This is a genomic window from Asaia sp. HumB (assembly GCF_030263835.1).
Taxonomy (GTDB): Bacteria; Pseudomonadota; Alphaproteobacteria; order Acetobacterales; family Acetobacteraceae; genus Asaia; species Asaia bogorensis.
In genome coordinates this window covers 398053-422236 of record NZ_JARPML010000002.1, presented here as the reverse complement: position 1 = coordinate 422236, position 24184 = coordinate 398053, and the positions used below count along the sequence as shown (strand labels likewise).

The window sequence follows — 24184 nt, the reverse complement described above, 5'->3', positions numbered from 1 at the left end:
GGAAGTCGGGCGATGCAGCGAGCCTGTTTGGGTCGGCCGATGCGGCAGGGGCTAAGGGCTGCTATCCATCAGATGAACCGTTGCAAATGGTGGGCTCGCTTGTGTGGTGCCATCGCTCGATTGCTGATGGTTGTCGTCTGCTCGAGAGCCATCTGGAGGTCGCACGGAGCGTCTCGAAGGCCATTGGGTGCCGATGCGAGGCAGCCCGAGATAAAGCGCCCCGAGCCGTTGATTCAGGGCCGGAAGCAGGTGGTATCGATACCGGGCGACCGGGCGCCTCAGAGGGTATAAGAACACCTTGTTGCATGGCTCTGCTGACGCGGGGTGCGCCCAAGGGTGCGCCATCACGGGAGCGAGGATCGCATCGCCTTAATATTCTTTTGCCATGATGATGTACCCGACCCGTAAACGCGTGAATGGAGTGGCATCTTCCCGGCGCTATGCGTGTTGATCGTCACAAGAGGGTGGTCTGGCTGGAATTCGCGTTCGCGGGAAGTGCATGATGGGGAGCTCTCCAACCAAGTGCGCGTCGGGGCGAAACGTTGGAGGGGGTGGCGGCGCGAGGGGCAGGCCGATGCAGTCCCTCAAAGCGCCTACTACCCGGTCGCCTCAGCGCAGAACGACCTGTGTAGGACCTATGGGTTTCACGGCTGCCCGGCCAGCAGCGCCCTCAGCGAGACAAGCGGAACAGACGGGCGTCAGATTTCTGAGCCGTCCCGCCTCGATTTCATCGCTCATTATGAAGATCGTATGACAACCCGGGCGGACCACCGACACGCCTTGGACGGGCCGTCGGGCGGGGAAAAGCGATAAGAGGCGGGTTCACAGCAACTCCATCTACTGATGTGCGGCCCAAGTTGCGACCGTGGCGCGGCAAATCCTGCAAATTTTCGTGTAGTCGAGCAGTCGTGATGGTTTTGGCTCTAGCACAATGTGGGCAATGGGCGTTTTATGCGCAACGCAATGTATTGCCTGGCCGGTAGGCTTCAGTCTGGTTTCAATGCTGTCGGGAATTTGAGGCAATATGTGCAGTCCAGCGGAACATCGCGCTGACCAGGGCGTATGGTCAGGGTGTTTGGAAACCGCCTCCCCACGGTGCGCCGTGCAAGGTGAGGGTGGTCGCTGACTCTGCATGGTCGCCGATACGAAAAGGATCCCCGATGGGGTTGTCTCGGACAGCAAACCGGTCTTGAACATTGGTGTCTGTCCGGCTGATGGTTTTCCATCGCAGAGAGTTAATTCGGAGGTCGATTTTTGATGCGTTCTTGTAGCAACCCGTCCGCGTTCGGCGCGGAAACCGGTGGAGCGGCCGGCGCCAGTGTCTCTGACATCGCGCAGCTGAGCATCAACACCATCCGCACCCTGTCGATGGATGGTGTGGAAAAGGCCGACTCAGGCCATCCGGGAACGGCCATGGCGCTGGCTCCTGTCATGTACACCCTCTGGCAGAACGACCTGAAATACGATCCGGCCGATCCGCTGTGGCCTGGCCGCGACCGTTTCGTGCTGTCCGTCGGTCACGCGTCGATGCTGCTGTATTCGACGATCTACCTGACCGGCATCCGCGATGTGGTGAAGGACAAGGTTCTCGACAGCCCGTCGCTGACCCTCGAAGATCTCAAGCAGTTCCGTCAGCTGAATTCCAAGACCCCTGGTCATCCGGAATTCCGCCACACCTCCGGCGTTGAGACCACCACCGGCCCGCTGGGTCAGGGCTGTGGCAACTCCGTCGGTATGGCAATGGCCGAGAAGTATCTCGCTGCCCATTATAACCGCCCCGGCTTCGATCTGTTCGACTACCACACCTACGTGTTCTGTGGTGACGGCGATATGATGGAAGGCGTTTCGTCCGAAGCGGCTTCGATGGCAGGTCACCTGGGTCTGGGCAACCTGATCTGGCTGTATGACTCCAACCAGATTTCGATCGAAGGTTCGACCGATCTCGCCTTCACGGAAAACGTGGCTGAGCGTTTCCGCGCCTATAAGTGGCACGTGGTGACGGTCAACGATGTCAATGACATCGCCGCTGTCAGCAAGGCTCTTGAGGAAGCCCGTTCGGTCAAGGATCGTCCGAGCCTCATTGTGATGCACACGGTGATTGGCTTCGGTGCGCCCAAGAAGGCCGGTACGGCCTCTGCCCATGGCGAGCCGCTTGGAGAAGAAGAAATCGCCGGCGCCAAGAAGGCCTATCACTGGCCCTGGACCGATGCTTTCCATGTGCCGGAAGGCGTTCTGGAGCACTTCCAGGAAGGACTCGGCAAGCGCGGTGCCAAGGCTCGTGCGGAATGGCATGCGCTGTTCGATCGCTACACCAGCGAATATCCGAAGGAAGCCGCCGAGCTGCGCGCGATCTTCGAGCGTCGCCTGCCGGAAGGCTGGGACAAGGATATTCCGGTTTGGGAAGCCGACGCCAAGGGCGTTGCCTCGCGCGCCAGCTCGGGCAAGCTGATCAACGCCGTCGCCAAGAACATCCCCTGGATGATCGGTGGTTCGGCTGACCTTTCGCCCTCGACCAAGACGAACCTGACCTTCGAGGGCGCTGGTTCGTTCCAGCCGCCGCAGTGGGGTGGCACTTATGGCGGTCGCAATGTCCATTTCGGCATACGCGAACACGCCATGGGGTCGATCTGCAACGGTATGGCGCTGGCTGGCCTGCGCACTTACGGTTCGGGCTTCCTGATCTTCTCGGATTACATGAAGGCCCCGATCCGTCTGTCGGCTCTCATGGAGCTGCCGGTCATCTACATCTTCACCCATGACTCCATCGGTGTTGGTGAAGACGGTCCGACACATCAGCCGATCGAGCAGCTGGCCCAGCTGCGCGCCACACCCGGTATCATGACCATTCGTCCCGGCGACGCCAACGAAGTGTCTGAAGCCTGGCGCACCCTGATCCCGCAGACGCACAAGCCTGCCGTGCTCGTTCTGAGCCGTCAGAACCTGCCGACGTTGGATCGCAGCAAGTATGCTTCCGCTGCTGGCGTAGCAAAGGGTGCTTATGTCCTGGCAAGCTGTGAAGGCAAGCCGGATGTGATCCTGATGGCTTCGGGTTCGGAAGTCTCGCTGGTGGTTGACGCCTATGAGAAGCTGACCGCCGAAGGCATCAAGGCCCGCGTCGTTTCCTTCCCGTCCTTCGACCTCTTCGAGGAGCAGGATCAGGCCTACAAGGACAGCGTGCTGCCGCCGGACGTCAAGGGACGTGTGGCTGTTGAACAGGCTGCCGCTTTCGGGTGGGATCGTTACACCGGCATCGGCGGTTCGATCATCGCGATGAACAGCTTCGGCGCCTCGGCACCGCTCAAGAGCCTTCTCACCAAGTTCGGCTTCACGCCGGAGAAGGTTTACGACGCGGCCCGCGAGCAGGCTGCCCGCAAGTAAGACGACTACCGGGGCCTGACCGTTTCCTCGGCGGTCGGGCCTTTCGGGGCCCTAGCGTGCTTTGGCCCCCTCAACTTGAGGTCAGGGTCGGAAGGCCGACCTGAGCTGAGACGGGTGTCCACAGGGAACCCGTCAGGTGGACAGACAGGAGTACGTCATGGACGTCGAACAGAAGCAGGGTGCCGCCACGAGCGGGAACCCGCTGCGTGACCTTTCCAAATTTGGCCAGTCACCCTGGCTGGACTTCATCCAGAGATCCTATACTGCCGATGGCAGCCTGCAGAAGCTGGTGGACGAAGACGGCCTGCGTGGCGTCACTTCCAACCCCGCCATTTTCGAGAAGGCCATGGGGTATGGCACGGATTACGACGCCCAGATCAAGGATCTGCTGGCGAAGGAAATCCTCTCCCCCGGTGAGCTTTACGAGAAGCTGGCCATCACCGACATCAAGGCAACCGCTAAGGTCATGCACCCGGTATTCGTGCAGACCAAGGGCCTCGATGGTTATGTGAGCCTTGAGGTTTCTCCTTATCTCGCTTTCGACACCAAGGCCACGGCTGACGAAGCCCGCCGCCTGTGGGCTGCCGTGAGCGAAGAAAACCTGATGATCAAGATTCCGGGCACGCCTGAAGGTGTTCCGGCATTCCAGGATGTCACCTCGGAAGGAATCAGCGTCAACGTCACGCTTCTTTTCTCGCTCGAAGCCTACAAGAACGTTCTCGAAGCCTACATCAAGGGCCTTGAGATCCGTCATGCAGCGGGCAAGGATATCAGCAAGATCGCCAGCGTGGCGTCGTTCTTCGTCTCGCGCATCGACGGCAAGATCGATAGTGCCATCGACCGCCGCGTGAAGGAAGGCGACAAGGACGCCGAGGCGCTGAAGGCTCTGCGTGGCAAGGTTGCCATCGCGAACGCCAAGGTCGCCTATCAGCATTATCTCGAAGTGACCGCTTCCGAGCGCTGGAAGAAGCTGGCCGCCGCGGGTGCGCACCCGCAGCGTCTGCTCTGGGCCTCGACGGGCACCAAGGACAAGACCTTCTCGGACGTTCTCTATGTCGAAGAGCTGATCGGTGAGGACACGGTCAACACCATCCCGCCCGCAACCTTCGATGCCTTCCGTGATCATGGCAAGCTGCGCGCCAGCCTGACCGAAAACGTGGAAGATGCCTTCAAGGTGCTCGAGCAGCAGGCCAAGCTCGACCTCGACCTCGATGGCGTCACCAAGACCCTTGTAACAGAAGGCTGCGCTTCGTTCTGCGACGCTTTCGACCAGCTGCTTGGGGCGGTAGCAAACAAGCAGGCCACGTTTCTCGGGTCCAAACTGATCGAGCAGAAGGCCGAACTTCCGGCCGATCTGAAAGCCGCCTCTGATGCGGTTCTCGAAGACTGGCGCAAGACCGGCAAGGGCCGCAAGCTCTGGGCCAAGGACGCCTCTGTCTGGACTGGCGGTGACGAAGCCAGCTGGCTGAAATGGCTCGATATCGTCGATGAGCGTCTGGCTCATGTTGCCGAGCTCGAAGCCTTCGCCAGCGAAGTCAAGGCCAAGGGCTTCAGCGATGTGCTGCTGCTCGGTATGGGCGGTTCGAGCCTCGGTCCGGAAGTGATTTCGGAAACCTTCGGCCAGATCGCAGGCTTCCCCAAGCTGCACGTGCTTGACAGCACGGACCCGCAGCAGGTGAAGACGTACGAGAACGCTGTTGACCTGAAGAATACGCTTTTCATCGTCTCGTCCAAGTCGGGCGGTACGCTGGAGCCTAACATCCTGAAGGCCTACTTCTTCGCCGCTGCTGAAAAGGCGCTCGGCTCGGCCCCCGGCAAGCATTTTGTTGCCGTGACCGATCCTGGCTCGCATATGGAGCAGGTGGCAAAGGGCGATGGCTTCTGGAAGATCTTCTACGGTGAGAAGCAGATTGGTGGCCGGTTCTCCGTGCTGTCCAATTTCGGTCTCGTCCCCGCAGCCGCCGCCGGTCTGAACGTTCGCGCGTTCCTCGAATCGGCTCTGCGTTCCGTAAAGGGCGCTTCGGCCAGCACCCCGCCGGCGCAGAACACGGCGCTTCAGCTCGGTGCCATCCTTGGTGCGGCCGCAACGAAGTTCGGTCGTGACAAGGTGACGATCATTGCTTCACCCGCGATCTATGACCTTGGCGCGTGGCTCGAGCAGCTTCTGGCTGAATCGACCGGCAAGAAGGGCACTGGCCTGATCCCGATCGATGACGAGACCCTCGGTGCGCCCGGCGTTTACGGCAAGGACCGCGTCTTTGCCTATCTGCGCCTGACCGATGCGCCTTGCCCGAACCAGGAAAAGGCCATCGCTGCTCTCGTTGCCGCCGGTGAACCGGTTGTGACGATCGACTTGGCTGACAAGCTCGATATCGCCCAGGCGTTCTTCCATTGGGAATATGCTACGGCTGTTGCAGGCTCGGTGCTGGCAATCGATCCGTTCGACCAGCCGGATGTCGAGTTCAGCAAGATCGAGACCAAGAAGCTCACGACCGCCTTCAACGAGACGGGCAAGCTTCCGGCCGAGACGCCGTTTGCAACCTCGGGTGCGTTCGAGTTCTTCGCTGACGACACCAATGCCGAGGCATTGGGCGGTGGCGATGCGCTGGCAATCCTGAAGGCGCATTTCGGTCGCGTGAAGGCTGGCGACTACGTGGGTGTTCTCGCCTATGTGGAGCGTGATCTGAAGACGCGCGAGTGGATCCAGAACGTTCGCCTCAACCTGCGTGACCAGCTCAAGGTCGCAACGGCAGCCGAATTCGGCCCGCGCTTCCTGCATTCGACCGGCCAGGCCTATAAGGGCGGCCCTGATAGCGGTGTGTTCCTTCAGATCACGGCAGATGATCATGCCGATCTCGCTGTGCCGGGTGAACGCTTCACGTTCAGTGTGGTGAAGGCAGCTCAGGCGCGCGGCGATTTCGACGTGCTGTCCGAGCGTGGCCGTCGCGCCCTGCGTGTGCATATCAAGGGACCGCTTGAAGCTGGCCTCGCCGAACTGGCGACGGTCATCAAGAAAGCCGTCTGAGACTGACGCAATCCGCCCCGCTCCAACGGGGCGGATTGTTTTTTGACGTGGTAGTTAGAGGGCACAGGAAAACTGTGCAGGAGTTTTAGAGATGCAAATCGGTATTGTTGGCCTTGGCCGTATGGGCGGCAACATTGCAGTGCGCCTGACCCGTCATGGTCATGACGTCGTGCTGTTCGACCGCACGCCTGAAGTTGTGACCAAGACGTTCGACCGTGCCGAGAAGGGCCGTGCGATCGCCGCGAACTCGGTGGCCGATCTGGTCAGCAAGCTTTCGGCAGAGCGCAAGATCGTCTGGGTCATGCTGCCGGCCGGTGAGATCACCGAAGCCTGCGTGCAGGAACTTCGCGGCCTGCTCGGCAAGGACGACATCGTGATCGATGGTGGCAACAGCTACTACAAGGACGATGTCCGTCGCGCTCACGAGCTGATGGAAAAGGGCATCCACTACATCGACGTCGGCACGTCGGGCGGTGTCTGGGGCCTCGATCGCGGCTATTGCATGATGTACGGCGGCACCAAGGATTCGGCCGATCATATCGACCCGATCCTGAAGGCTCTGGCACCGGGCAAGGGCGACGTCGTGCGCACCATCGGTCGCGACCGTGAGGGCCTCGATCCCCGCGCTGAGGAAGGCTATCTGCATTGCGGCCCGGCCGGTTCGGGTCACTTCGTCAAGATGGTCCATAACGGCATCGAATACGGCATGATGCAGGCTTTCGCTGAAGGCTTTGACGTCATGAAGTCGAAGAACTCGCCGGTCCTGCAGGAAGACCAGCGCTTTGACCTGAACATGGCCGATATTGCTGAAGTCTGGCGTCGCGGCAGTGTCGTGTCGTCCTGGCTACTCGACCTGACAGCCGATGCACTCGCCAAGAACGAATCCCTCTCCGAGTTCTCGGGCGAAGTGGCCGATTCCGGTGAAGGTCGCTGGACGATCGAAGCCGCTATCGAGGAGTCGGTGCCGGTTCCGGTCATGACGGCCTCGCTCTTTACGCGCTTCCGCTCGCGTTCGGGCAACAACTACGCAGAGAAGATCCTCTCTGCGATGCGCTTTGGTTTCGGCGGCCACGTCGAGAAGAAGTGACATGACGGGCCGGGACCTTCTCTGGTCCCGGCCCTTTTTTTTTCTCTAAGCTGTCTGCCTGAATGCCAGCGGGAGTCCGAATGCTCCCGCTCGCACTCCGGCTTTCCGATTATCGACTAAAAAGGTTTGGCATATGGTCGACGTTTCCGCTTCAGCACATGCGGCATTGTCCAATAACGAGACAACGCGTGGGGTTCGCCAGGCGCCTCCCGGGTCCATGGTCATTTTCGGCGGTGGTGGCGATCTGACCAAACGTCTTCTCGTCCCTGCTATCTATAATCTGGACTCCGCCGGTCTTCTCAGTGAGGATTTCTCGATCATCGTGGTCGACTGGGCCGAGATGACGACAGAAGGGCTGCTCGAGCAGCTCAAAGGCGCGCTGGATGACTTTGTCAGCAAGCGTGGGACCAACGCCACGACGCTGCGTCAGGATGTGTGGAACCGCCTTTCTCAAAGCATCACCTATCTCCGTGGCTCGTTTGAGGAGCTCTCGACCTTCGAGGCCCTCAAGGAACGTCTCGGTGAGCGCTCTGCCGTTTTCTACCTCGCAGTCGCTGCAAGGTTCTTCGGTCCGATCGTCGATCTTCTGGGTGAAACAGGGTTGGCCGAGCAGACCGATACAATCTCCCGCCGCGTGATCATCGAAAAGCCGTTCGGTGCGGATCTGGAATCGGCTAAGGCACTGAATGCCCGTCTGCTGCGCTCGCTGGACGAAAACCAGATCTATCGTATCGATCATTATCTCGGCAAGGAAACGGTCCAGAACATCTTGGCCCTGCGTTTCTCTAACGGCTTTTTCGAGCCGCTCTGGAACCGTCAGAACATCGATCACGTGCAGATCACGGCAGCCGAAACCGTTGGTGTCGAACGCCGCGGTCGCTTCTACGAAAGCACGGGTGCCATTCGTGACATGGTACCGAACCATCTGATGCAGCTTCTCTCCATGGTTGCCATGGAAGCCCCGACCTCCTTCGATGCCGAGGCCGTGCGTGACGAGAAGGCCAAGGTGCTGAGTGCCATCCAGCCAATCGACCTCTCTCAGGTCGTGCGCGGTCAGTATGTCAGCGGCTCTTTCGGCGTGGGTGATGAGGCTGAAGCGCTTCGCGGTTATCGCGAGGAGCCCGATGTCGCGATGGGTAGCCAGACAGAAACCTATGTTGCGATGAAGCTGCGTATCGATAACTGGCGCTGGGCTGGCGTGCCATTCTATCTGCGCACTGGCAAGCGTCTACGTCGTCGCAAGACCGAAATTGCCATTCACTTCAAGCAGGCACCCTTCGCGCTGTTCCGTGATACGCCGGTGGAGAAGCTCACCCCCAATATCATGGTGCTGCATATCCAGCCGACTGAAGGCGTGACCATGCAGTTTTCGGCCAAGGTGCCAGGTCCTTCGGTTCGCCTCGGTGGCGTACGCATGAAGTTCGACTATTCCGACTGGTTCAGCGAGGGGCCGAGTACCGGCTATGAAACGCTGATCTATGACTGCATGATTGGCGACCAGACGCTCTATCAGCGCGCCGATACCATCGAAGAGGGCTGGCGCATTGTGGAGCCTGCCTTCACGCAGAACATCGCTGACAAGTCCCCGCTCTGCTTCTATCCGGGCGGCCTGGACGGCCCGCGTGAAGCCGATGAGCTGCTCGCGCGTTCTGGCCGTCGCTGGCTTGATCTGAACAACTGAGATCGTTGGAAAAACGACAGGAGACCTTATGACAATCGAACTGGATGCCATTCACGATGCTCTCCCGCCCGAGGCATCCAGAATTCGGCTTGTCGTCTCCGATATCGACGGAACGCTGATCGGCCCTGACAAATCCCTGGCACCGTCGACACTCTCGGCCGCGCAGGATCTGGCTAAGGCCGGTATTGCCCTGTGTCTGGTCAGCTCCCGTTCGGCAGAAGGTATTTTGCGCTACCATCGGGAATTGTCGCTCCAGACGCCGTTCGGGGCGCTCAATGGTGGTCTGATTGTCAGCCCGGACGACGAGATCCTTTCTCACCTCGTCCTGCCCGAAAACTGCGTGGTCTCGGCCTGTGATACCTTGTCGGTTCACAAAATCGACACCTGGCTGTTTCGTGACCATGACTGGCTGATCCGCGATCCGGGCGCCTATTATGTAGCCCATGAACGCAAATCGGTCGGTATCGAGCCCGTTGTCGTTCCCGACTTCCGGCCCTACATGGCCGGTGTCGGCAAGATCATGGCGGCCAGTAGCAATTTTGCGCTTCTGCAGCGTATGGAAATCGAGATCGGGGCCATGCTCAAGGGGCAGGCCAGTGTGCACCGGTCGTCGGATTATTACCTCGATATCACGCACAAGGATGCCAATAAGGGCTTCGCAGCCCGTGCTCTGGCAGACCGGCTTGGCATACCCATGAATGAGGTTGCCTGCATTGGGGACATGTCCAATGATGTCCCAATGCTCAGCGCTGCCGGGCTCGGCATCGCTATGGGAAATGCCAGCGAGGAAGTCAGCGCCCATGCCCATGTGACGACAGGGCGAAACGACGCAGATGGCTGGGCGCAAGCCATGCGTGACTACGTTCTCCCCCGTGCACCGGGCGCGGCCTGAGGCGAGGGCCTAAAGGCAGAATCGTCGTGCGGCATTGCGGCGCGACGGCCCTGCGAAAGGCCCCCTGGAAGCCCTAGAAGAAGGAATGAGACAGATGAGTGGACATGATGTGACCTCGGCCCGGCTCGTGGTTCTGGAAGATGGCGAGGCCGTTGCCCGTAAGATGGCGCAATGGCTTCTTGACCAGGCGCTCGCAAAGAAAGACGGCCCGTTCGTTGTCGCGCTCTCGGGTGGCTCGACCCCCAAGCGCCTCTTCAAGATCATGGCCGAGCCGGCTTATGCCGCCCAGTTTCCGTGGCGTCGTACCCAGATCTTCTTTGGTGATGACAGGCATGTGCCCTTCACCCATGAAGACAGCAATTTCCGCATGACAAGCGAAATCCTGATCGATCAGGTCGACCTGCCGCCCGAGAACGTTCATCCCATCCCGGCCGATGGCACACCGGAGCATGATGCGGCTCTTTATCAGGCCGCCCTGGTGGATGTTTATGGCAGCCATCACCTCATCCCAGGGCGTCCGCTTTTCGACGTGGTCATGCTCGGCATGGGCCCCGACGGTCACACGGCATCGCTTTTTCCGCGTCAGCCTATCCTGCAGGAGCGCGAGAAATGGGTGGCGGCCTGCACACCGGACAACGCACCGCATGACCGCGTGTCACTGACCTACACAGCCATCCATTCCAGCCGCGCTGTCGTGTTCCTGATCGAAGGAGCAGGCAAGGCCGAGATGCTTGCACGTGTGAGGGCGGGTGACGCCTCGTTGCCGTCGTCGCATATCACGTCGGAAGGTGAGGTCGTGTTTCTCACGGACAAGGCAGCTGCCGGAGATCTGGCAAATGGCTGATCTTAGCGCACAAGATGCCGCAGCACGTGTCGCCGAGCTGAAACGAGAGGCTGCGACCCACGCCATTGCCTATATCGAAGATGGCATGGCCGTCGGTCTTGGCACAGGCAGCACCGCAAAGTTCATGATCGACGCGCTCGGAGAGCGCGTCCGTCGTGAAGGTTTGAAGATACGCGCAATTCCGACCTCCGAGGCCAGCGCGGCCCAGGCCCAGAGCCTGAACATCCCCATCACCAATTTTGCCGATGATCCGTATCTCGATGTCGCTATTGACGGCGCCGACGAGGTTCAGACCGGCTCGCTGTTCCTCATCAAGGGGCGCGGTGGCGCGTTGCTGCGTGAGAAGATCGTGGCGGTCTCGGCGCGCAAGTTCATCGTGATCGTCGATGAGAGCAAGATTGTGACAGATCTTGGCACCCATATGCCTGTGCCCGTCGAAATCATCCCCTGGGGCTGGGAGCGTGTCGAGAACCTGCTGCGTCAGACGGGTGCCAAGAGCTGCATACCGCGTCGTAATGAGGACGGGTCGCTCTACATGACCGACAACCACAACATCATCATCGATTGCGATTACGAGCGCATCGAAAACCCGCGTGGCCTGGCGGACCGCATCATTTCGATCACGGGTGTGGTTGATCATGGGCTGTTTCTGGACATCACCAGCGAAGTGCTGGTGGCGGGCGTGTCCGGTCTGCAGAGGCTCAAGGCATGAGCGCCGCGCATAACCCTGCCGCCGATCGTGCGGCGCCCGGGCTTTTTGTCGTCATGGGGGTATCGGGCTGCGGCAAGACAACCGTGGCACAGGGGCTTGCCGATCATTTTGGGTGGCCGTTTCAGGAGGGGGATGACCTTCACCCGCCGGCCAATGTCGCCAAGATGCATAGCGGCATCCCACTTGATGACTCAGACCGCGCGCCGTGGCTCAAGATCTGCCACGAATGGCTTCGTGATCATGCGGGAACCGGGGGCGTCCTGACCTGCTCGGCCCTCAAGCGCAAGTATCGCGACACCCTGCGTAGCGGGTTGAATGTCACCTTCGTCTATCTCGAGACCAGCGAGCGCACGATCGCCGAGCGCCTGAAGCATCGCATCGGCCATTTCATGCCGCCATCGCTGCTGCCCAGCCAGCTTGCCACGCTGGAGCCGCCAGGCCCGGACGAGAATGTGGTGACTGTGGATAGTGCGGGTACGCCCGAGATCGTCATGGCAAAGCTGATCGCATCATTGAAATCTAAGGCCGGCTAGGCTTTTCCTCAACATCCGGATCGATTCACGTGCAGTTTGTGGATCGATCCAAAAAACCTTTCATCAGATTCTATCCAAGCTCGTGAACAGCTTATGCACAGGCTGATCCGCAGAGTTGTTCCTCGAATCTGGGGATAACCTCTGCCCGCCTTCACGTGTCATGGAGTGATGGACCGGCCTGATGCGGAATTCCGCCCTATTTCCCTCCCAGCCTGACACAAGGCCGCTTTGCTGGTGGCAATTTGCCCGAATCCGGGCAGAGAGATGGCAGGTGATATGAGTTCTTCCAAGCGAGCCATACGGCTCTTTTCCTTGACCGGCGTCGTTCTGACCCTCGCGCTTCTGCCTGGCTGCAAGCACCATCACACCACGCAACGCGAAAAGGATCCTTCTCCACCGCCCATGCCCGCCGTGGCCCCCGCGCCGGCGATGAGCCTGCGCTTCTTCAAACATGGTGTCAGTCAACGGGCCGGGCAGGCGTTCATGGCCTACGAGCACCGGCTGGACCTTACCGTCCCCGATCATCTTGTCGGTGCCCATCTGGATGCGGCGCGCGCGGCCTGCGCGGCGGCGGTGTCGTGCGAACTTGTATCGTCGAGTGAGAATACGGAGGAACTGGGGCAGGGCGTATCGCAACATTCTGCCCGCATCGCCGTGCGATTGCCCCATGATCGTGTCGAGGCCTTTATGAAAGCTGTGTCATCGCCCCTGCCGGGCGAGGAAAGCCGTAATATCGTCACGCGTGCAGCGACAACGAGCGAGACCGATCTGCAAAATGACGTCATCGATGTGGATCGGCGTCTGGCGCAGATGACGGCCTACCGCGACAGGCTGGAAGCCCTTGAGGCCCAAAGTGCCGGCCGTACCGACGACCTGATCAAGGTCGCCAAGGAACTCTCTGAAGTACAATCCTCGCTTGAAGATGCACAGAAGGAGAAGAACGGCCTCTCCCGCCGCATTGATACCGAGAGGGTCGATGTCAGCTTCGAGGGCGCGAGGGCAACGTCCACACCTGTCCGACAGCGATGGAACGAGAGCACACAGATTTTCATGGAGACACTGGGCGACGTCTGGTTCTTCCTGATTCAGGCCGTGGTCTGGGCTCCTCTGGTCCTGATAGGCCTCCTGCTGGTTCGTCGTGCGATACGCAAAGGCTGGTTCAGACGCGACTAGGGATCATCGTTCGCTGGCTCAGCTTAAAGTGAGCCGGCAAACCCTTGCAGCTGCGATGCGTCAGAACCGATATCAAAGATTAAAAATTCTGTAATCGGTGAGGGGTTCGCTCTGTGCATTCATTTTCCGACCGGTCGCATCGGGCAGACAGCGTGAAAGACCATGGCAGGCCCATCGAGACGGATATCCCGGCCCGACTGGACAGGCTGCCCTGGTCGCGTTTCCACATGCTCATCGTCGTGGCCCTCGGCATTACCTGGATTTTGGATGGGCTGGAGGTCACAATCATCGGCTCCCTGGCCCCATCGCTCGAACGCGGCGATACGCTCGGTCTGAGCGCCGATGGGATTGGTTTCGCCTCATCGTCCTATGTCGCGGGTGCTGTGCTGGGGGCGTTGCTGTTTGGCTGGATGACGGACCAGCTCGGGCGAAAGCAGATCTTCTTTCTCACTCTAGCCCTTTATGTCGTGGGCGTTGGCGCATCGGCTTTCTCTTGGAATCTGGGCAGCTTTGCCGTTGCCCGTTTCCTGACGGGCATGGGTATTGGGGGGGAATATTCCGCCATCAATTCGGCCATCGACGAGCTCGTGCCAGCCCGGCTGCGAGGGCGGGTGGATGTCATGGTCAACGGCACTTTCTGGGCTGGGGCGGCTTTTGGCGCGCTCGGCTCGGTGTGGCTGCTGAATACCGCGCTTATCCCTGTATGGCTGGCTTGGCGCGTGGCCTTTGCCCTTGGCGCCCTGCTTGGTGTGGCCGTGCTGCTGTTGCGCACCTTCGTGCCGGAAAGCCCCCGCTGGCTCATCACTCACAGGCGTGTGGAGGAGGCCAATGCCATCGTCAGCCACGTTGAATCGCATTGTGCCGAACCGCAGGGAGGATGGGCGAGCAAGCTGCCCACGGTGCTTATCTATCCGGCCGGGGTCTTCAGCCCGATGGAGATGATCCGCATCATGGTGATGCGCTATCGCGGACGGTCGCTCTACGTGCTGGTCCTGATGATATCGCAGGCGTTTCTCTACAACGCCGTTTTCTTCACCTACGGCATGGTTCTCACCCAGTATCACGGCGTCTCTGCGCGCGAAGTTGGCTGGTACATTCTCCCGCTGGCAATCGGCAACCTGATCGGCCCCCTTGTTCTGGCGCGCTGGTTCGATACCTGGGGACGGCGCCGCATGATTGGCCTGAGCTACGCCATATCGGGCGTCCTGATGGTCATCGTTGCCTGGGCCATGGGGGCTGATCTGCTGACAGCCACGACCCAGACGCTTTCGTGGTGCGCGATCTTCTTCTTTGCGTCAGCGGCAGCATCATCAGCCTATCTCACCGCAAGCGAACTGTTTCCGCTGGAAATGCGGGCATTTGCCATTGCGGTCTTCTACGCTGTGGGCACCCTGTTCGGGGGTGTCGCGGCACCTGTCATCTTCGGCCATTTGATTGGCACGGGTCGGCTATCGCTGCTGGTCGTCGGGTATCTCGTGGCTGCCGCTCTGATGCTGGTGGCCAGTGTCGTCGCCTGGATCTGGGGTGTCGATGCCGAAAACCGCTCGCTTGAGGAGGTGGCCCCGCCGCTCTCTGCCCTCTATGCGGCTCGTGAGCAGGAGGCGATGCATTCCGGCGCATGAACAATTTGCTCCTGCTCCAGACGGCATATCACGGGTGTCGCCCCCAGATCAGGGAGGAGACAGTGTCTTGCGGGCAGCTGCTCCCTTGGGTCTGTTCTCGGACGAACGGCTCTGCGGTCAGCTCTGATAGAGCTCCAGCGGCAGGCCATCAGGATCGGTGAAGAAGGTATAGAGCTTGCCTGTATACGGGTCAGTACGGATCGGCTCGCAGGCCACGCCATGACCCGTCAGATGATCGACGGCGTCTTGCATGTTACTCACGGAAAAGGCGAGATGACGCAGCCCGGCAGCTTCCGGCTGGGTCGGTCGCGAAGGTGGGGTTGGAAACGAGAAAAGCTCGATCTGGGTATCGCCAATGGCGATGTCGCATTTCCATGACTGCCGCTGCGCACGCCAGACCTCACGGATAATTTCCAGCCCCAGCACCTCAGTATAGAAGCTGCGCGATTTCTGATAATCCGAGGCGATGATCGCGATATGATGGACGCCGTTGAACATCGTCTGACGCCTATTGCTGTCGGGCTTTGCGGCCATTGGAGAGTTCTGTCACGACGCCATGCATGGTGCGGAGTTCCTGTTCGGTCACTTCCCCACGCTGGAACAGATGACGCAGATTGCGCACCATACCAGGGCGCTTCTGCTCATTGCGCAGGAAGCCGCACTCGTCGAGATCTCGCGTGAGATGGCCGAGGAAGTTTTCCAGCTCACCCTTGGTCGCTACATGTGTCTCGTTTGTCATCAACGTGCGTGGCGGCGTGGTCTCGCAGGCCATCCACCACTCATAGGCCATGATCAGCACCGCCTGAGCGAGATTGAGTGACATGAAATCGGGGTTGAGCGGATAGCGTATGAGGATATCGGCGCGCGCCATGTCCTCATTATCGAGCCCTGCGCGCTCCGGACCGAAAAGCAGCCCTGCCTTGAGCCCCCGATCGGCAATTGCGCGCAGTTCTGACGCGGCACCACGGGCCGTCATGACGGTCTTGACGATATGGCGCGGGCGCGGGCAGGTCGCCATGACGTGGTGGAGATCGGCAACGGCCTCATCCACGGTGTCAAAAACCTGCGCCTCGTCCAGAATCCGGTCGGCACCGGAGGAGGCATACCAGGCGCGCTCCTGCGGCCAGCCATCACGTGGCGCGACGATACGCAGATGGAAGAGACCGCCATTGGCCATGGCACGGGCCGTCGTCCCGATATTCTCCGCAAGCTGCGGGCGTACCAGAATCACGACCGGGCTGAAGGCCCCGATCGGTCCGATATCGGCGCCACCATCACGACCCGTCATGCGCGCCTCCATTTCGTTCCCTGTGCGGTATCTTCAAGAATAATCCCCTGCGCGGCCAGATCGGCCCTGATGGAGTCTGCCAGGGCGAAATCACGCGCTTTCTTGGCCTCAGCGCGCTGGACGATCAGGGCATCAATGGCTCCGTCATCCGATCCGGCACGGAACCAGTCATCGGCCGACTGGCCAAGCAGGCCGATCATGGCGCCAGAAGCCTTGAGCGAAGCCGCTGCCTGTGCATCGCCAGCGAGGGCAGCATCGGCCAGCGGGTGCAGGCAGGAGAGGGCGAGAGGTGTGTTCATGTCATCGCAAAGGGCGGACATGAAATCAGCATCGACTGCGCCGGGTGTGACAGACGGGTGTTTCTCAAGGGCGCGATAGAAGCGATCGAGCATCCGCTTCGCGTCTTCGAGTTTTTCCCAGGTGAAATCGAGCACCGAACGGTAATGGGCACCAAGCATGAGCAGGCGCAGCGCCTCGGCCGGGGCGCGGGTCAGCACCTCGCGAATGGTGAAGAAATTGCCCAGAGACTTGGACATTTTCTCCCCATTGGAGAGCAGCATGGCATTATGCAGCCAGTATCGCGCAAAGCTGCTGCCCGGATTGCAGCAGAGAGACTGGGCCCGTTCGTTCTCATGATGCGGGAAAAGCAGATCGTCGCCCCCGCCATGAATGTCGAAACTCTCACCCAGATAACGATGGGACATGGCCGAACATTCGATATGCCAGCCGGGGCGGCCGCGGCCATACGGACTGTCCCATCCAGGCTGTTCCGGCGTGGATGGCTTCCACAGGACGAAATCGCCGGGGTGACGCTTGTAGGGCGCGATCTCTACCCGTGCACCGGCCAGAAGATCGTCCGGGCTACGTCCGGACAGGGTGCCATAACTCGCGCAGCGATCGACCGCGAAAAGAACATGGCCCTCTGCCTCGTAGGCGTGGCCGCTTGCGATCAGCTGGGCAATCATGGCCAGCATGTCGTCGATATGGTGCGTGGCGCGGGGCTCGATGTCGGGTGGCTGGATGCCCAGCGCTGCGACATCTTCATGAAAGGCGATGGTCGTGCGGGCCGTCAGGCTCGCGATATCCTCACCATTATCCCGTGCCCTGGCGGTAATCTTGTCGTCCACATCCGTGATGTTGCGGACAAAGGTCACACGCGGGAACAGCGTACGCAGCAGGCGGACCAGAATGTCGGCGCTGAGCATGGCACGCAGATTGCCGATATGCACGGCGTCATAAACCGTGGGTCCACAGTAATAAACGCGCACATTTTCAGGGTCCAGGGGCGTGAAAACCTGTTTCCGCCGCGTCTGGCTGTCATGAAGGGACAGGGTATAGGGTGGGGTGGCCATGGAGTTGAGTAGATGCGTCAGCCCCGCGCCCCATGCAACTCTAATTTACGGCTTTTGGTGCTGGTTTTCTTTCGGCACTGCTATAATCAGGGCTGCATGACAGAAATTCGCTCTTCCGCAACGGCCCCGCGCTGGGGTGAACACCTGCGTGCGCTGATCAGAATTGCCGCGCCGCTGAGTTTTTCGCAGTTGAGCGAAATGGCCATGAATGTCACCGATACGGTGCTGCTTGGCAGTCTGGGTGCCACGGCGCTGGCGGTGGGTGGCATGACCACCAATCTCTTTTTCTGCACGTTCATCACGTTTCAGGCGGCGCTGGGTGGGGCCAGCATTCTCATCGCGCGGGCACGCGGCCGTGCCTTCGCGTCGCAGGAGCGTCTGGAAGATCTCTCGGGCATCGTGACATCAGGCGTCTTGCTTGCTCTGCTGCTCTGTCTGCCAGTGCTGGCCATTCTGCTGCCCGCAGGGTCGCTGCTTAGTTTCTTCAACGAGCCCGCCCTGATCGTTTCACAGGGCAGCCGCTTCATGCATCTGCTGCTATGGGCGCTTCTGCCCAATCTGGTCATTATCGGGCTCCTGCGCATCATCCTGCCTGCGTTTGGCAGTGAACGTCTGCTGCTCTGGACCATGCCGGGTATGGCGGTCATGAACGGCTTTCTCAATGCAGGTCTGATCCATGGGCGCTTTGGTCTGCCGCGTATGGGGCTGTGGGGTTCGGCCTGCGCGACCATCGTGACGGGCTGGTCGGTTGCCATCCTGCTGGTAATCCTTGCCCGGCGCCAGTCCTTACTCAGGCCGCATCTTCGCCTGACGCGGCCCGATCCACGCGCCATGATGGAAATGCTGCGTCTGGGGCTGCCCATGATGGGCGCAACCGGCGCAGAATTGCTGGCGTTCCAGATGACAGGGCTTCACGCTGGCGCGTTGGGGGCTGTCTCGTCGGCGGCACATCAGATAGCGCTCAGCGTGACCAGTACCGCATTCATGATCAGTCTGGCGCTCTCGCAGGCGGTGAATATCCGGGTTGCGTACTGGCTGGGCGCTGGTGCTCCTGCGGCGGCCCTGCGCGCCACGCTCGGGGCGGTCATGCTGGTGGTATTATGGACATGCTTCACCGCCACGATCCTGCTCGTCTTCCCGCAATACATCGCCGGATTCTATGTCGATCCGCATGGTCAGGATGCGGCGCAGGTCATTCCACTAGCTGTGACGCTTCTTAAAATTGCGGGGATCTTCCAGATTCTTGATGGCGTGCAATGCGTCTGTTCTGGCGCGCTTCGCGGTTGCCATGACACGTTCATGCCAATGGTTCTGATGGTGGTGACCTATATCCCCGTATCCATCCTCGGGGGCGACTGGCTGGCGTTCAAGGCAGGTTATGGGGCTGCAGGGCTCTGGATCGGCCTCGCCACCGGGCTCGGTATCCTGTCGGTCCTGCTGTCGATAAGGCTGGTGGTCACGCTACGGCGCAAACTGCGAGAGGGGCAGGGGGCGCTAGCCCCTGCCTGTGCGGAGCCCGCCTGAGCAGGCCCCGCTTATTGCTAAGTAATCGGTGGGTTTCGGCGAGATCAGGCCTCCGGGATACGGATCGTCTGGCCGGGATAGACGCCATCATGATGAGCCAGCTCGGCTTCATTGGCCTTGTGCAGATCCTCTGCCGTGACATCCGCATCCGTTTTTTCGGCAATGGCATCCAGCGTCTCTCCGGGTGAGACCTGATGAAATACCGGAGCAGGGGTACCCTCTGGCACTGTGATATCGGCATGCACCGTGTCGATGCCGGCAATATTGCCGGCGGCGAGGATCATGGCATCGCGTTCGGCCGCGCTTTCAGCCTTGCCCTTCAGGGCGATGGTGCTGTCGCGCACCGTGATGTGCGAGACGGAAAGCTGCGACATGCCATATTGCTTGAAAGCGCGTTTGATGAGGCTCTCATGCGGAGCCTTGGGTGCGGGGGCACCGGCCGGGTTGATGGCCGCAACCTTTGCTTGCTCGTCAAGCTTGCGCCCGGCAGCACGATTGAACTTGAAAATGGCCATTACGGTCCTCCCTCGGGTAACTTGCGTTTATTATGCCATGAGACATGGCGTGCATCCATGCAGACGCAGCTGCGTGTGTGTTGTTCCGTCGATCCGAAATTTGTGAGCTACGCAAGATCTCCACTGGTGCAGAACGATGAAAGGCCCACCCCTGCCGCCGCAGACATGGGCAAATTTGATTGACACCGCAGAGGGGGTCCTGTAGGAGCCGCCGCTATTGCCGGGAACGTGGACATGCCGGCCGTTGTCAGATCGGGTTCTGCATCCCGTGACAGCGGTTCGAGGGATGCGCCCGTCTTTCCTAATTCGGGGGAAGGCCTACCGGCGCAACATGAGGTTGTCGCGCAGCGTCAGGACAACCCGAAGTCGAAGCGAGTTCTTGCACATGAGCAAGCGCCAAGAGAGCAAGTATAAAATCAATCGCCGTCTGGGCGTAAACCTGTGGGGCCGCGCCAAGTCGCCGGTCAACAAGCGGGAATACGGCCCCGGTCAGCATGGCCAGCGCCGCAAGCAGAAGCCCTCCGACTTCTCGATCCAGCTGATGGCCAAGCAGAAGCTCAAGGGCTACTACGGCAACATCAGCGAAAAGCAGTTCCGCAAGTACTATGACGAAGCCGTCCGTCGTAAGGGCGATACGTCAGAGAACCTGATCGACCTGCTGGAGCGTCGCCTGGATGCGGTGATCTACCGCCTCAAATTCGCGATCACCCCGTTCGCTGCCCGTCAGTTCGTCAGCCACGGCCACGTGACGGTCAATGGCCGCAAGGTGAACATTCCTTCCTACCTTGTCCGTGACGGCGACGTCATTGAAGTGCGTGAGAAGTCCAAGCAGCTTGCTGTCGTTCTCGATGCCGCCCAGTCCGCCGAGCGTGACGTGCCGGAATACATCGAGGTCGATCATCGCCAGATGAAGGGCAAGTTTGTTCGCAGCCCGCGTCTGTCCGATGTGCCGTACCCCGTGCAGATGGAACCGAACCTCGTGGTCGAGTTCTACTCGCGCTAAAAGACCCGTTTCTTCCGGGTGTTTCTGGCCAATGCCGGATCGGGTTCACCCCCGGTCCGGCATTTGTCGTTTCTGGTATTTGCCGTTTTACCGAAGGTTAGTTTTCGATGTCCGAAGCCGCGTCCGCCTCCGTTTCTGCCACGGGCCTTGCCAGCGAGATCCGGCGCCGCCGGACCTTCGCCATCATTTCGCATCCTGACGCCGGTAAGACGACCCTGACAGAGCGTATCCTGCGCGCGGGTGGCGCCATCCAGCTTGCAGGCAATGTACGCGCCAAGGGTGAGCGCCGCCGTACCAAATCCGACTGGATGGGTATCGAGCGTGACCGCGGCATTTCGGTTGTGACCTCGGTCATGACCTTCGAATATGGCGGCTGCGTGTTCAATCTGCTCGACACGCCGGGCCATGAAGACTTCTCGGAAGACACCTACCGTACGCTGACGGCTGTCGATTGCGCGGTCATGGTGATCGACGCGGCCAAAGGTATCGAGGACCGTACGCGCAAGCTCTTCGAGATCTGCCGTCTGCGCGATATCCCCATTGTGACCTTCATCAACAAGATGGACCGCGAGGCGCAGGACTGTTTCGGCCTGCTGGACGAAATCGCCTCGACACTGGCGCTGGATACCTCGCCTGCGACATGGCCGATTGGGCGTGCCGGACATTTTGCCGGAACCTATGACATGCGCACGCGTGAGATACGCGGTGAGGCCGCGACACTCCCGCAATCCGACGCGCGTATGGTGGCGCTCTCCGAAGAGCTCGAACTCGCCGAGGCTGCGCTTCCCTTGTTCGACCGTGAGTCGTTCGACGCCGGGCATTTGACGCCGGTGTTCTTCGGAAGCGCCATGAAGGAAATTGGCGTGACCGATCTGCTGGACGCCCTGGTAGCCTATGGGCCTGAGCCACGTGCGCAGCCCAGTGAGACGCGTGAGGTCAAGGCCGATGAGGAACAGGTAACGGCGCTGATCTTCAAGATCCAGGCCAATATGGACCCCAACCATCGCGACCGTATGGCTTTCGCCCGTATCTGCTCGGGACGGCTTACGCGCGGCATGCGCCTGAAGCACGTCCGCACAGGCAAGCAGTTTGCGCTGCATACGCCACAGTTCTTCTTTGCGCGTGACCGTCAGCTTGCGGAGGAGGCCTTTGCGGGTGACGTTGTCGGGCTGCCCAATCACGGCACATTGCGCATTGGCGATACGCTTAGCGAGAGTGAAGAGCTTCGTTTTACGGGCGTGCCGCATTTCGCGCCCGAAATTCTGCGTCGTGTGCGCCTGGATGACGCGATGAAAGCGAAGAAGCTGCGTCAGGCGCTTGTGGAACTGGCAGAGGAGGGTGTTGTGCAGCTGTTTCGCCCGCAGGACGGGCTGCCACCCATCGTAGGCGTTGTCGGCACACTTCAGCTCGATGTGTTGCAGTCGCGTTTGCAGGGCGAATATGGCGTCGCCATCGGCTTCGAATCGACGCCCTATACGATTGCCCGCTGGGTGACGGGCGAACGTACCAAGATCGAAGCCTATTCCATGGCGAACCGCTCAGCCATGGCAGATGATCTTGACGGCGATCCCGTTTTTCTTGCGAGCTCAAACTTCATGATGCGCCGCATGGTCGAGATGAATCCCGATCTAGCGTTTCACGATATCAAGCAGATTGGCCTGAGCAACTGATCAACTGGCTGCTCTACGGGATGCTGTTTGAGTAAGACCCAACATGACGTTGTCTGGAATGAAAAAGCCCCGGGAGACCGGGGCTTTTTTCTTGCCTTAAGAACGTGTCGTTCAGAGGGTCAATAAAGCGATCGCCCCAAGAGCGAAAAGCCCACCCACGAGAGCGCCGAGCATGAGGAAGACATTCTCGCCCTCATGATGAAGCGGCGTAATACCGGTGCGGTCCGAACGATCGATATGATAAGTCTGAGCCATGGCCAACCTCCCCGGAGGGGCAAAGCGTGAAATGCTTTTCCTCCGAATGCATTACTTATATGTAATATTTTCGTCACTGAGAAAAGGGGGAGGCAGAAAAGAAAAAGGCCCCCGGCACGAATGCCGGAGGCCTTTATTCTGGAACCGATCAAAAGGCCTCCGGGGAGGCCTCTTTCTCAGGCCGAAATCAGCGCAGGATGATTTCGACGCGACGGTTCTGCGGCTCGCGGGTGTTCGGACCCGTCGGGACCAGCGGGTGCTGCTCGCCGTAGCCGTGGATGTCGATCGCAGCGGCAGGAACGCCGTCACGGATCAGCTCAGCCTTGACCGACTGTGCGCGACGGACCGAGAGGCCCATGTTGTACTTCTGGCCGCGTGCACCGGGGTGAGCAGCAGAGTTGTCGGTGTAGCCGTTGACTTCGATGCGCGTCGTCTGGACGTGCGTGGAAGCCTGAGCTGCCTGTGCAACGATCTCACGAGCGCGGCCCGTCAGGTTCGACTTGTCCCAATCGAAGAACACCAGGTACGTGCGAGCAGGCTGCACGACCGGGGGAGCAACGACGGCAACCGGCGGCGGCGGCGGGGGAGCCGTGTCGAAGGCATAACGCAGGCCCAGGATGAACTGGTGCTGGAAGCGGTCACCGAAGTTCACGTTGCCCTTGTGCAGGCCCGTGCCGTTACGGTTCCACGAGGTGGAGCGGTATGCACCATCCGTGAAGGTCTGGCCGATCATACGGTATTCGGTCGTGAGCGCGAGGCCCGGGACGCCCGGAATGTCGTAAGCTGCACCGACGATGCCCTGATAGGCAAAGCCACCCTGCGTGCCGCCAACGCGATTAACAGCGCCATTGGTGTAGGCGGTGGTGATCGGGTTGTAGTGCTGCCACAGGTAACCTGCACCGACACCGACGAACGGCGTGACGGGCACGTTGATGCCGAACTGGGCCAGATCGATGTCATACAGAACGTTGACAAAGCCGCCATAGGACTGGTCGGAACCGCTGGTCGAACCGGTCACCGGTGTCGTGTTGCGGTGGTTGATCTGGGAGTAGTTGTAGACGCCTTCGATTTCAGCGCGCAGGCCGTTGCCGAAGCCCCAACCGAACGAACCGAAGCCCGTGAAGCCGTCCTTGTGACGGAACTTCGAGCTCGTGCCGCCATTGCCGGTCGTGCCGTCGGCCTGGGTCGTCGGAGAGAAGTGAGCGTGCTGGGTCTGAACCAGATTGTAGCCACCGCCGATATTGACATACGGGCCGGTGATGGTGCTCGCCATGGCGATCGTCGGGGCGGCTGCCATCGACGTCATGGCCAGAAGTGCCGTGCGGAGACGCATTAGTTTCGTCCTCATAAATTCATCCATTCAAGCCTGCCGTTTTCCCTCCGGAGAGGCGAAGCAACAACAAGCTCAGCGCGATGCATAAGTGCGTATAGAGCCGTCAGTTCCGGTTCAGGAAGTGAGTTCCATGGGTATTTGACGATTAGACGAAATAGCCGTGTCAAAACTGCAACACTCCATTCCGCCCGATTAACAATTTCTTATGCAGCGAGCCGTTCTAACGGGTTTGTTCATGAATCGCGGCATCAAGGGATCGTGAGGAGAATGGCTGTTCTGTAAGGAGAAAACGCCATT

The 24184-nt window shown here is 60.1% G+C and carries 19 protein-coding genes; 13 read left to right on the top strand and 6 right to left on the bottom strand.

Annotated features, from left to right (window positions below):
- Positions 1-1257 precede the first annotated feature (1257 nt).
- From tkt to P5689_RS03175, 10 genes are all read left to right on the top strand, one after another.
- On the top strand, positions 1258-3378 hold the full coding sequence (gene tkt / locus P5689_RS03220) for a transketolase (protein ID WP_023978566.1): 2121 nt from the start codon (positions 1258-1260) through the stop codon (positions 3376-3378).
- Positions 3379-3535: 157 nt separating this feature from the next.
- Positions 3536-6403, top strand: coding sequence for a bifunctional transaldolase/phosoglucose isomerase (locus P5689_RS03215; RefSeq protein WP_285532065.1), 2868 nt, complete (start codon positions 3536-3538; stop codon positions 6401-6403).
- A gap of 91 nt (positions 6404-6494) precedes the next feature.
- The gene (gene gnd / locus P5689_RS03210; RefSeq protein ID WP_023978565.1) at positions 6495-7490 is read left to right on the top strand and encodes a phosphogluconate dehydrogenase (NAD(+)-dependent, decarboxylating); all 996 of its coding nucleotides are present in this window, start codon (positions 6495-6497) and stop codon (positions 7488-7490) included.
- A gap of 133 nt (positions 7491-7623) precedes the next feature.
- Positions 7624-9171, top strand: a complete 1548-nt coding sequence (zwf, locus tag P5689_RS03205; protein ID WP_285532064.1) for a glucose-6-phosphate dehydrogenase — start codon at positions 7624-7626, stop codon at positions 9169-9171.
- A gap of 28 nt (positions 9172-9199) precedes the next feature.
- Positions 9200-10063 carry a Cof-type HAD-IIB family hydrolase gene (locus tag P5689_RS03200; protein WP_285532063.1) on the top strand — a complete coding sequence of 288 codons (864 nt, stop codon included), beginning with the start codon at positions 9200-9202 and terminating at the stop codon, positions 10061-10063.
- Between the two features lie 94 nt (positions 10064-10157).
- A complete protein-coding gene (gene pgl / locus P5689_RS03195) occupies positions 10158-10907 on the top strand; it encodes a 6-phosphogluconolactonase (RefSeq protein ID WP_062164971.1) in 750 nt (249 codons plus the stop codon).
- The gene (gene rpiA, locus P5689_RS03190) at positions 10900-11619 is read left to right on the top strand and encodes a ribose-5-phosphate isomerase RpiA (protein WP_285532059.1); all 720 of its coding nucleotides are present in this window, start codon (positions 10900-10902) and stop codon (positions 11617-11619) included. The genes pgl and rpiA overlap by 8 nt, the downstream gene beginning before the upstream one ends.
- A complete protein-coding gene (locus P5689_RS03185; protein WP_285532058.1) occupies positions 11616-12152 on the top strand; it encodes a gluconokinase in 537 nt (178 codons plus the stop codon). Before rpiA ends, P5689_RS03185 begins: the two co-directional genes overlap by 4 nt.
- 276 nt (positions 12153-12428) lie before the next feature.
- Positions 12429-13325 carry a DUF4349 domain-containing protein gene (locus P5689_RS03180; protein ID WP_285532057.1) on the top strand — a complete coding sequence of 299 codons (897 nt, stop codon included), beginning with the start codon at positions 12429-12431 and terminating at the stop codon, positions 13323-13325.
- A 227-nt stretch (positions 13326-13552) separates the two neighbouring features.
- On the top strand, positions 13553-14947 hold the full coding sequence (locus tag P5689_RS03175) for an MFS transporter (RefSeq protein WP_408868559.1): 1395 nt from the start codon (positions 13553-13555) through the stop codon (positions 14945-14947).
- 117 nt (positions 14948-15064) lie between these two features.
- Here P5689_RS03175 and P5689_RS03170 read toward each other — a convergent pair whose 3' ends face one another.
- Genes P5689_RS03170 through cysS form a run of 3 tightly spaced genes read right to left on the bottom strand, consistent with a single transcriptional unit; the run spans position 15065 to position 17587 of the window.
- Entirely contained in the window at positions 15065-15481 is a 417-nt protein-coding gene (locus P5689_RS03170) for a VOC family protein (RefSeq protein WP_240993632.1), read from the bottom strand.
- On the bottom strand, positions 15456-16235 hold the full coding sequence (locus P5689_RS03165) for an RNA methyltransferase (protein ID WP_171840683.1): 780 nt from the start codon (positions 16233-16235) through the stop codon (positions 15456-15458). Before P5689_RS03165 ends, P5689_RS03170 begins: the two co-directional genes overlap by 26 nt.
- Positions 16232-17587, bottom strand: coding sequence for a cysteine--tRNA ligase (cysS, locus tag P5689_RS03160; RefSeq protein ID WP_285532055.1), 1356 nt, complete (start codon positions 17585-17587; stop codon positions 16232-16234). The genes P5689_RS03165 and cysS overlap by 4 nt, the downstream gene beginning before the upstream one ends.
- A 96-nt stretch (positions 17588-17683) precedes the next feature.
- Here cysS and P5689_RS03155 point away from each other — a divergent pair, with 96 nt between their 5' ends.
- Positions 17684-19111, top strand: coding sequence for an MATE family efflux transporter (locus P5689_RS03155; RefSeq protein ID WP_035443901.1), 1428 nt, complete (start codon positions 17684-17686; stop codon positions 19109-19111).
- A gap of 44 nt (positions 19112-19155) precedes the next feature.
- Here the strand turns inward: P5689_RS03155 and P5689_RS03150 are convergent, their stop codons facing one another.
- On the bottom strand, positions 19156-19626 hold the full coding sequence (locus P5689_RS03150) for a LysM peptidoglycan-binding domain-containing protein (RefSeq protein WP_285532054.1): 471 nt from the start codon (positions 19624-19626) through the stop codon (positions 19156-19158).
- A gap of 385 nt (positions 19627-20011) precedes the next feature.
- On the opposite strand from P5689_RS03150, the gene rpsD reads away from it, so the two are divergent.
- Together rpsD and P5689_RS03140 are read left to right on the top strand one after the other, a co-directional pair.
- On the top strand, positions 20012-20629 hold the full coding sequence (rpsD, locus tag P5689_RS03145; RefSeq protein ID WP_023978552.1) for a 30S ribosomal protein S4: 618 nt from the start codon (positions 20012-20014) through the stop codon (positions 20627-20629).
- A gap of 107 nt (positions 20630-20736) precedes the next feature.
- Positions 20737-22299: a peptide chain release factor 3 gene (locus P5689_RS03140; RefSeq protein ID WP_122039844.1), complete on the top strand. Its 1563-nt coding sequence runs from the start codon at positions 20737-20739 to the stop codon at positions 22297-22299.
- Positions 22300-22410: 111 nt separating this feature from the next.
- Here the strand turns inward: P5689_RS03140 and P5689_RS03135 are convergent, their stop codons facing one another.
- Both P5689_RS03135 and P5689_RS03130 read right to left on the bottom strand, forming a co-directional pair.
- A complete protein-coding gene (locus P5689_RS03135) occupies positions 22411-22554 on the bottom strand; it encodes a hypothetical protein (protein WP_023978550.1) in 144 nt (47 codons plus the stop codon).
- Positions 22555-22741: 187 nt separating this feature from the next.
- A complete protein-coding gene (locus tag P5689_RS03130; protein ID WP_023978549.1) occupies positions 22742-23887 on the bottom strand; it encodes an OmpA family protein in 1146 nt (381 codons plus the stop codon).
- Positions 23888-24184 lie beyond the last annotated feature (297 nt).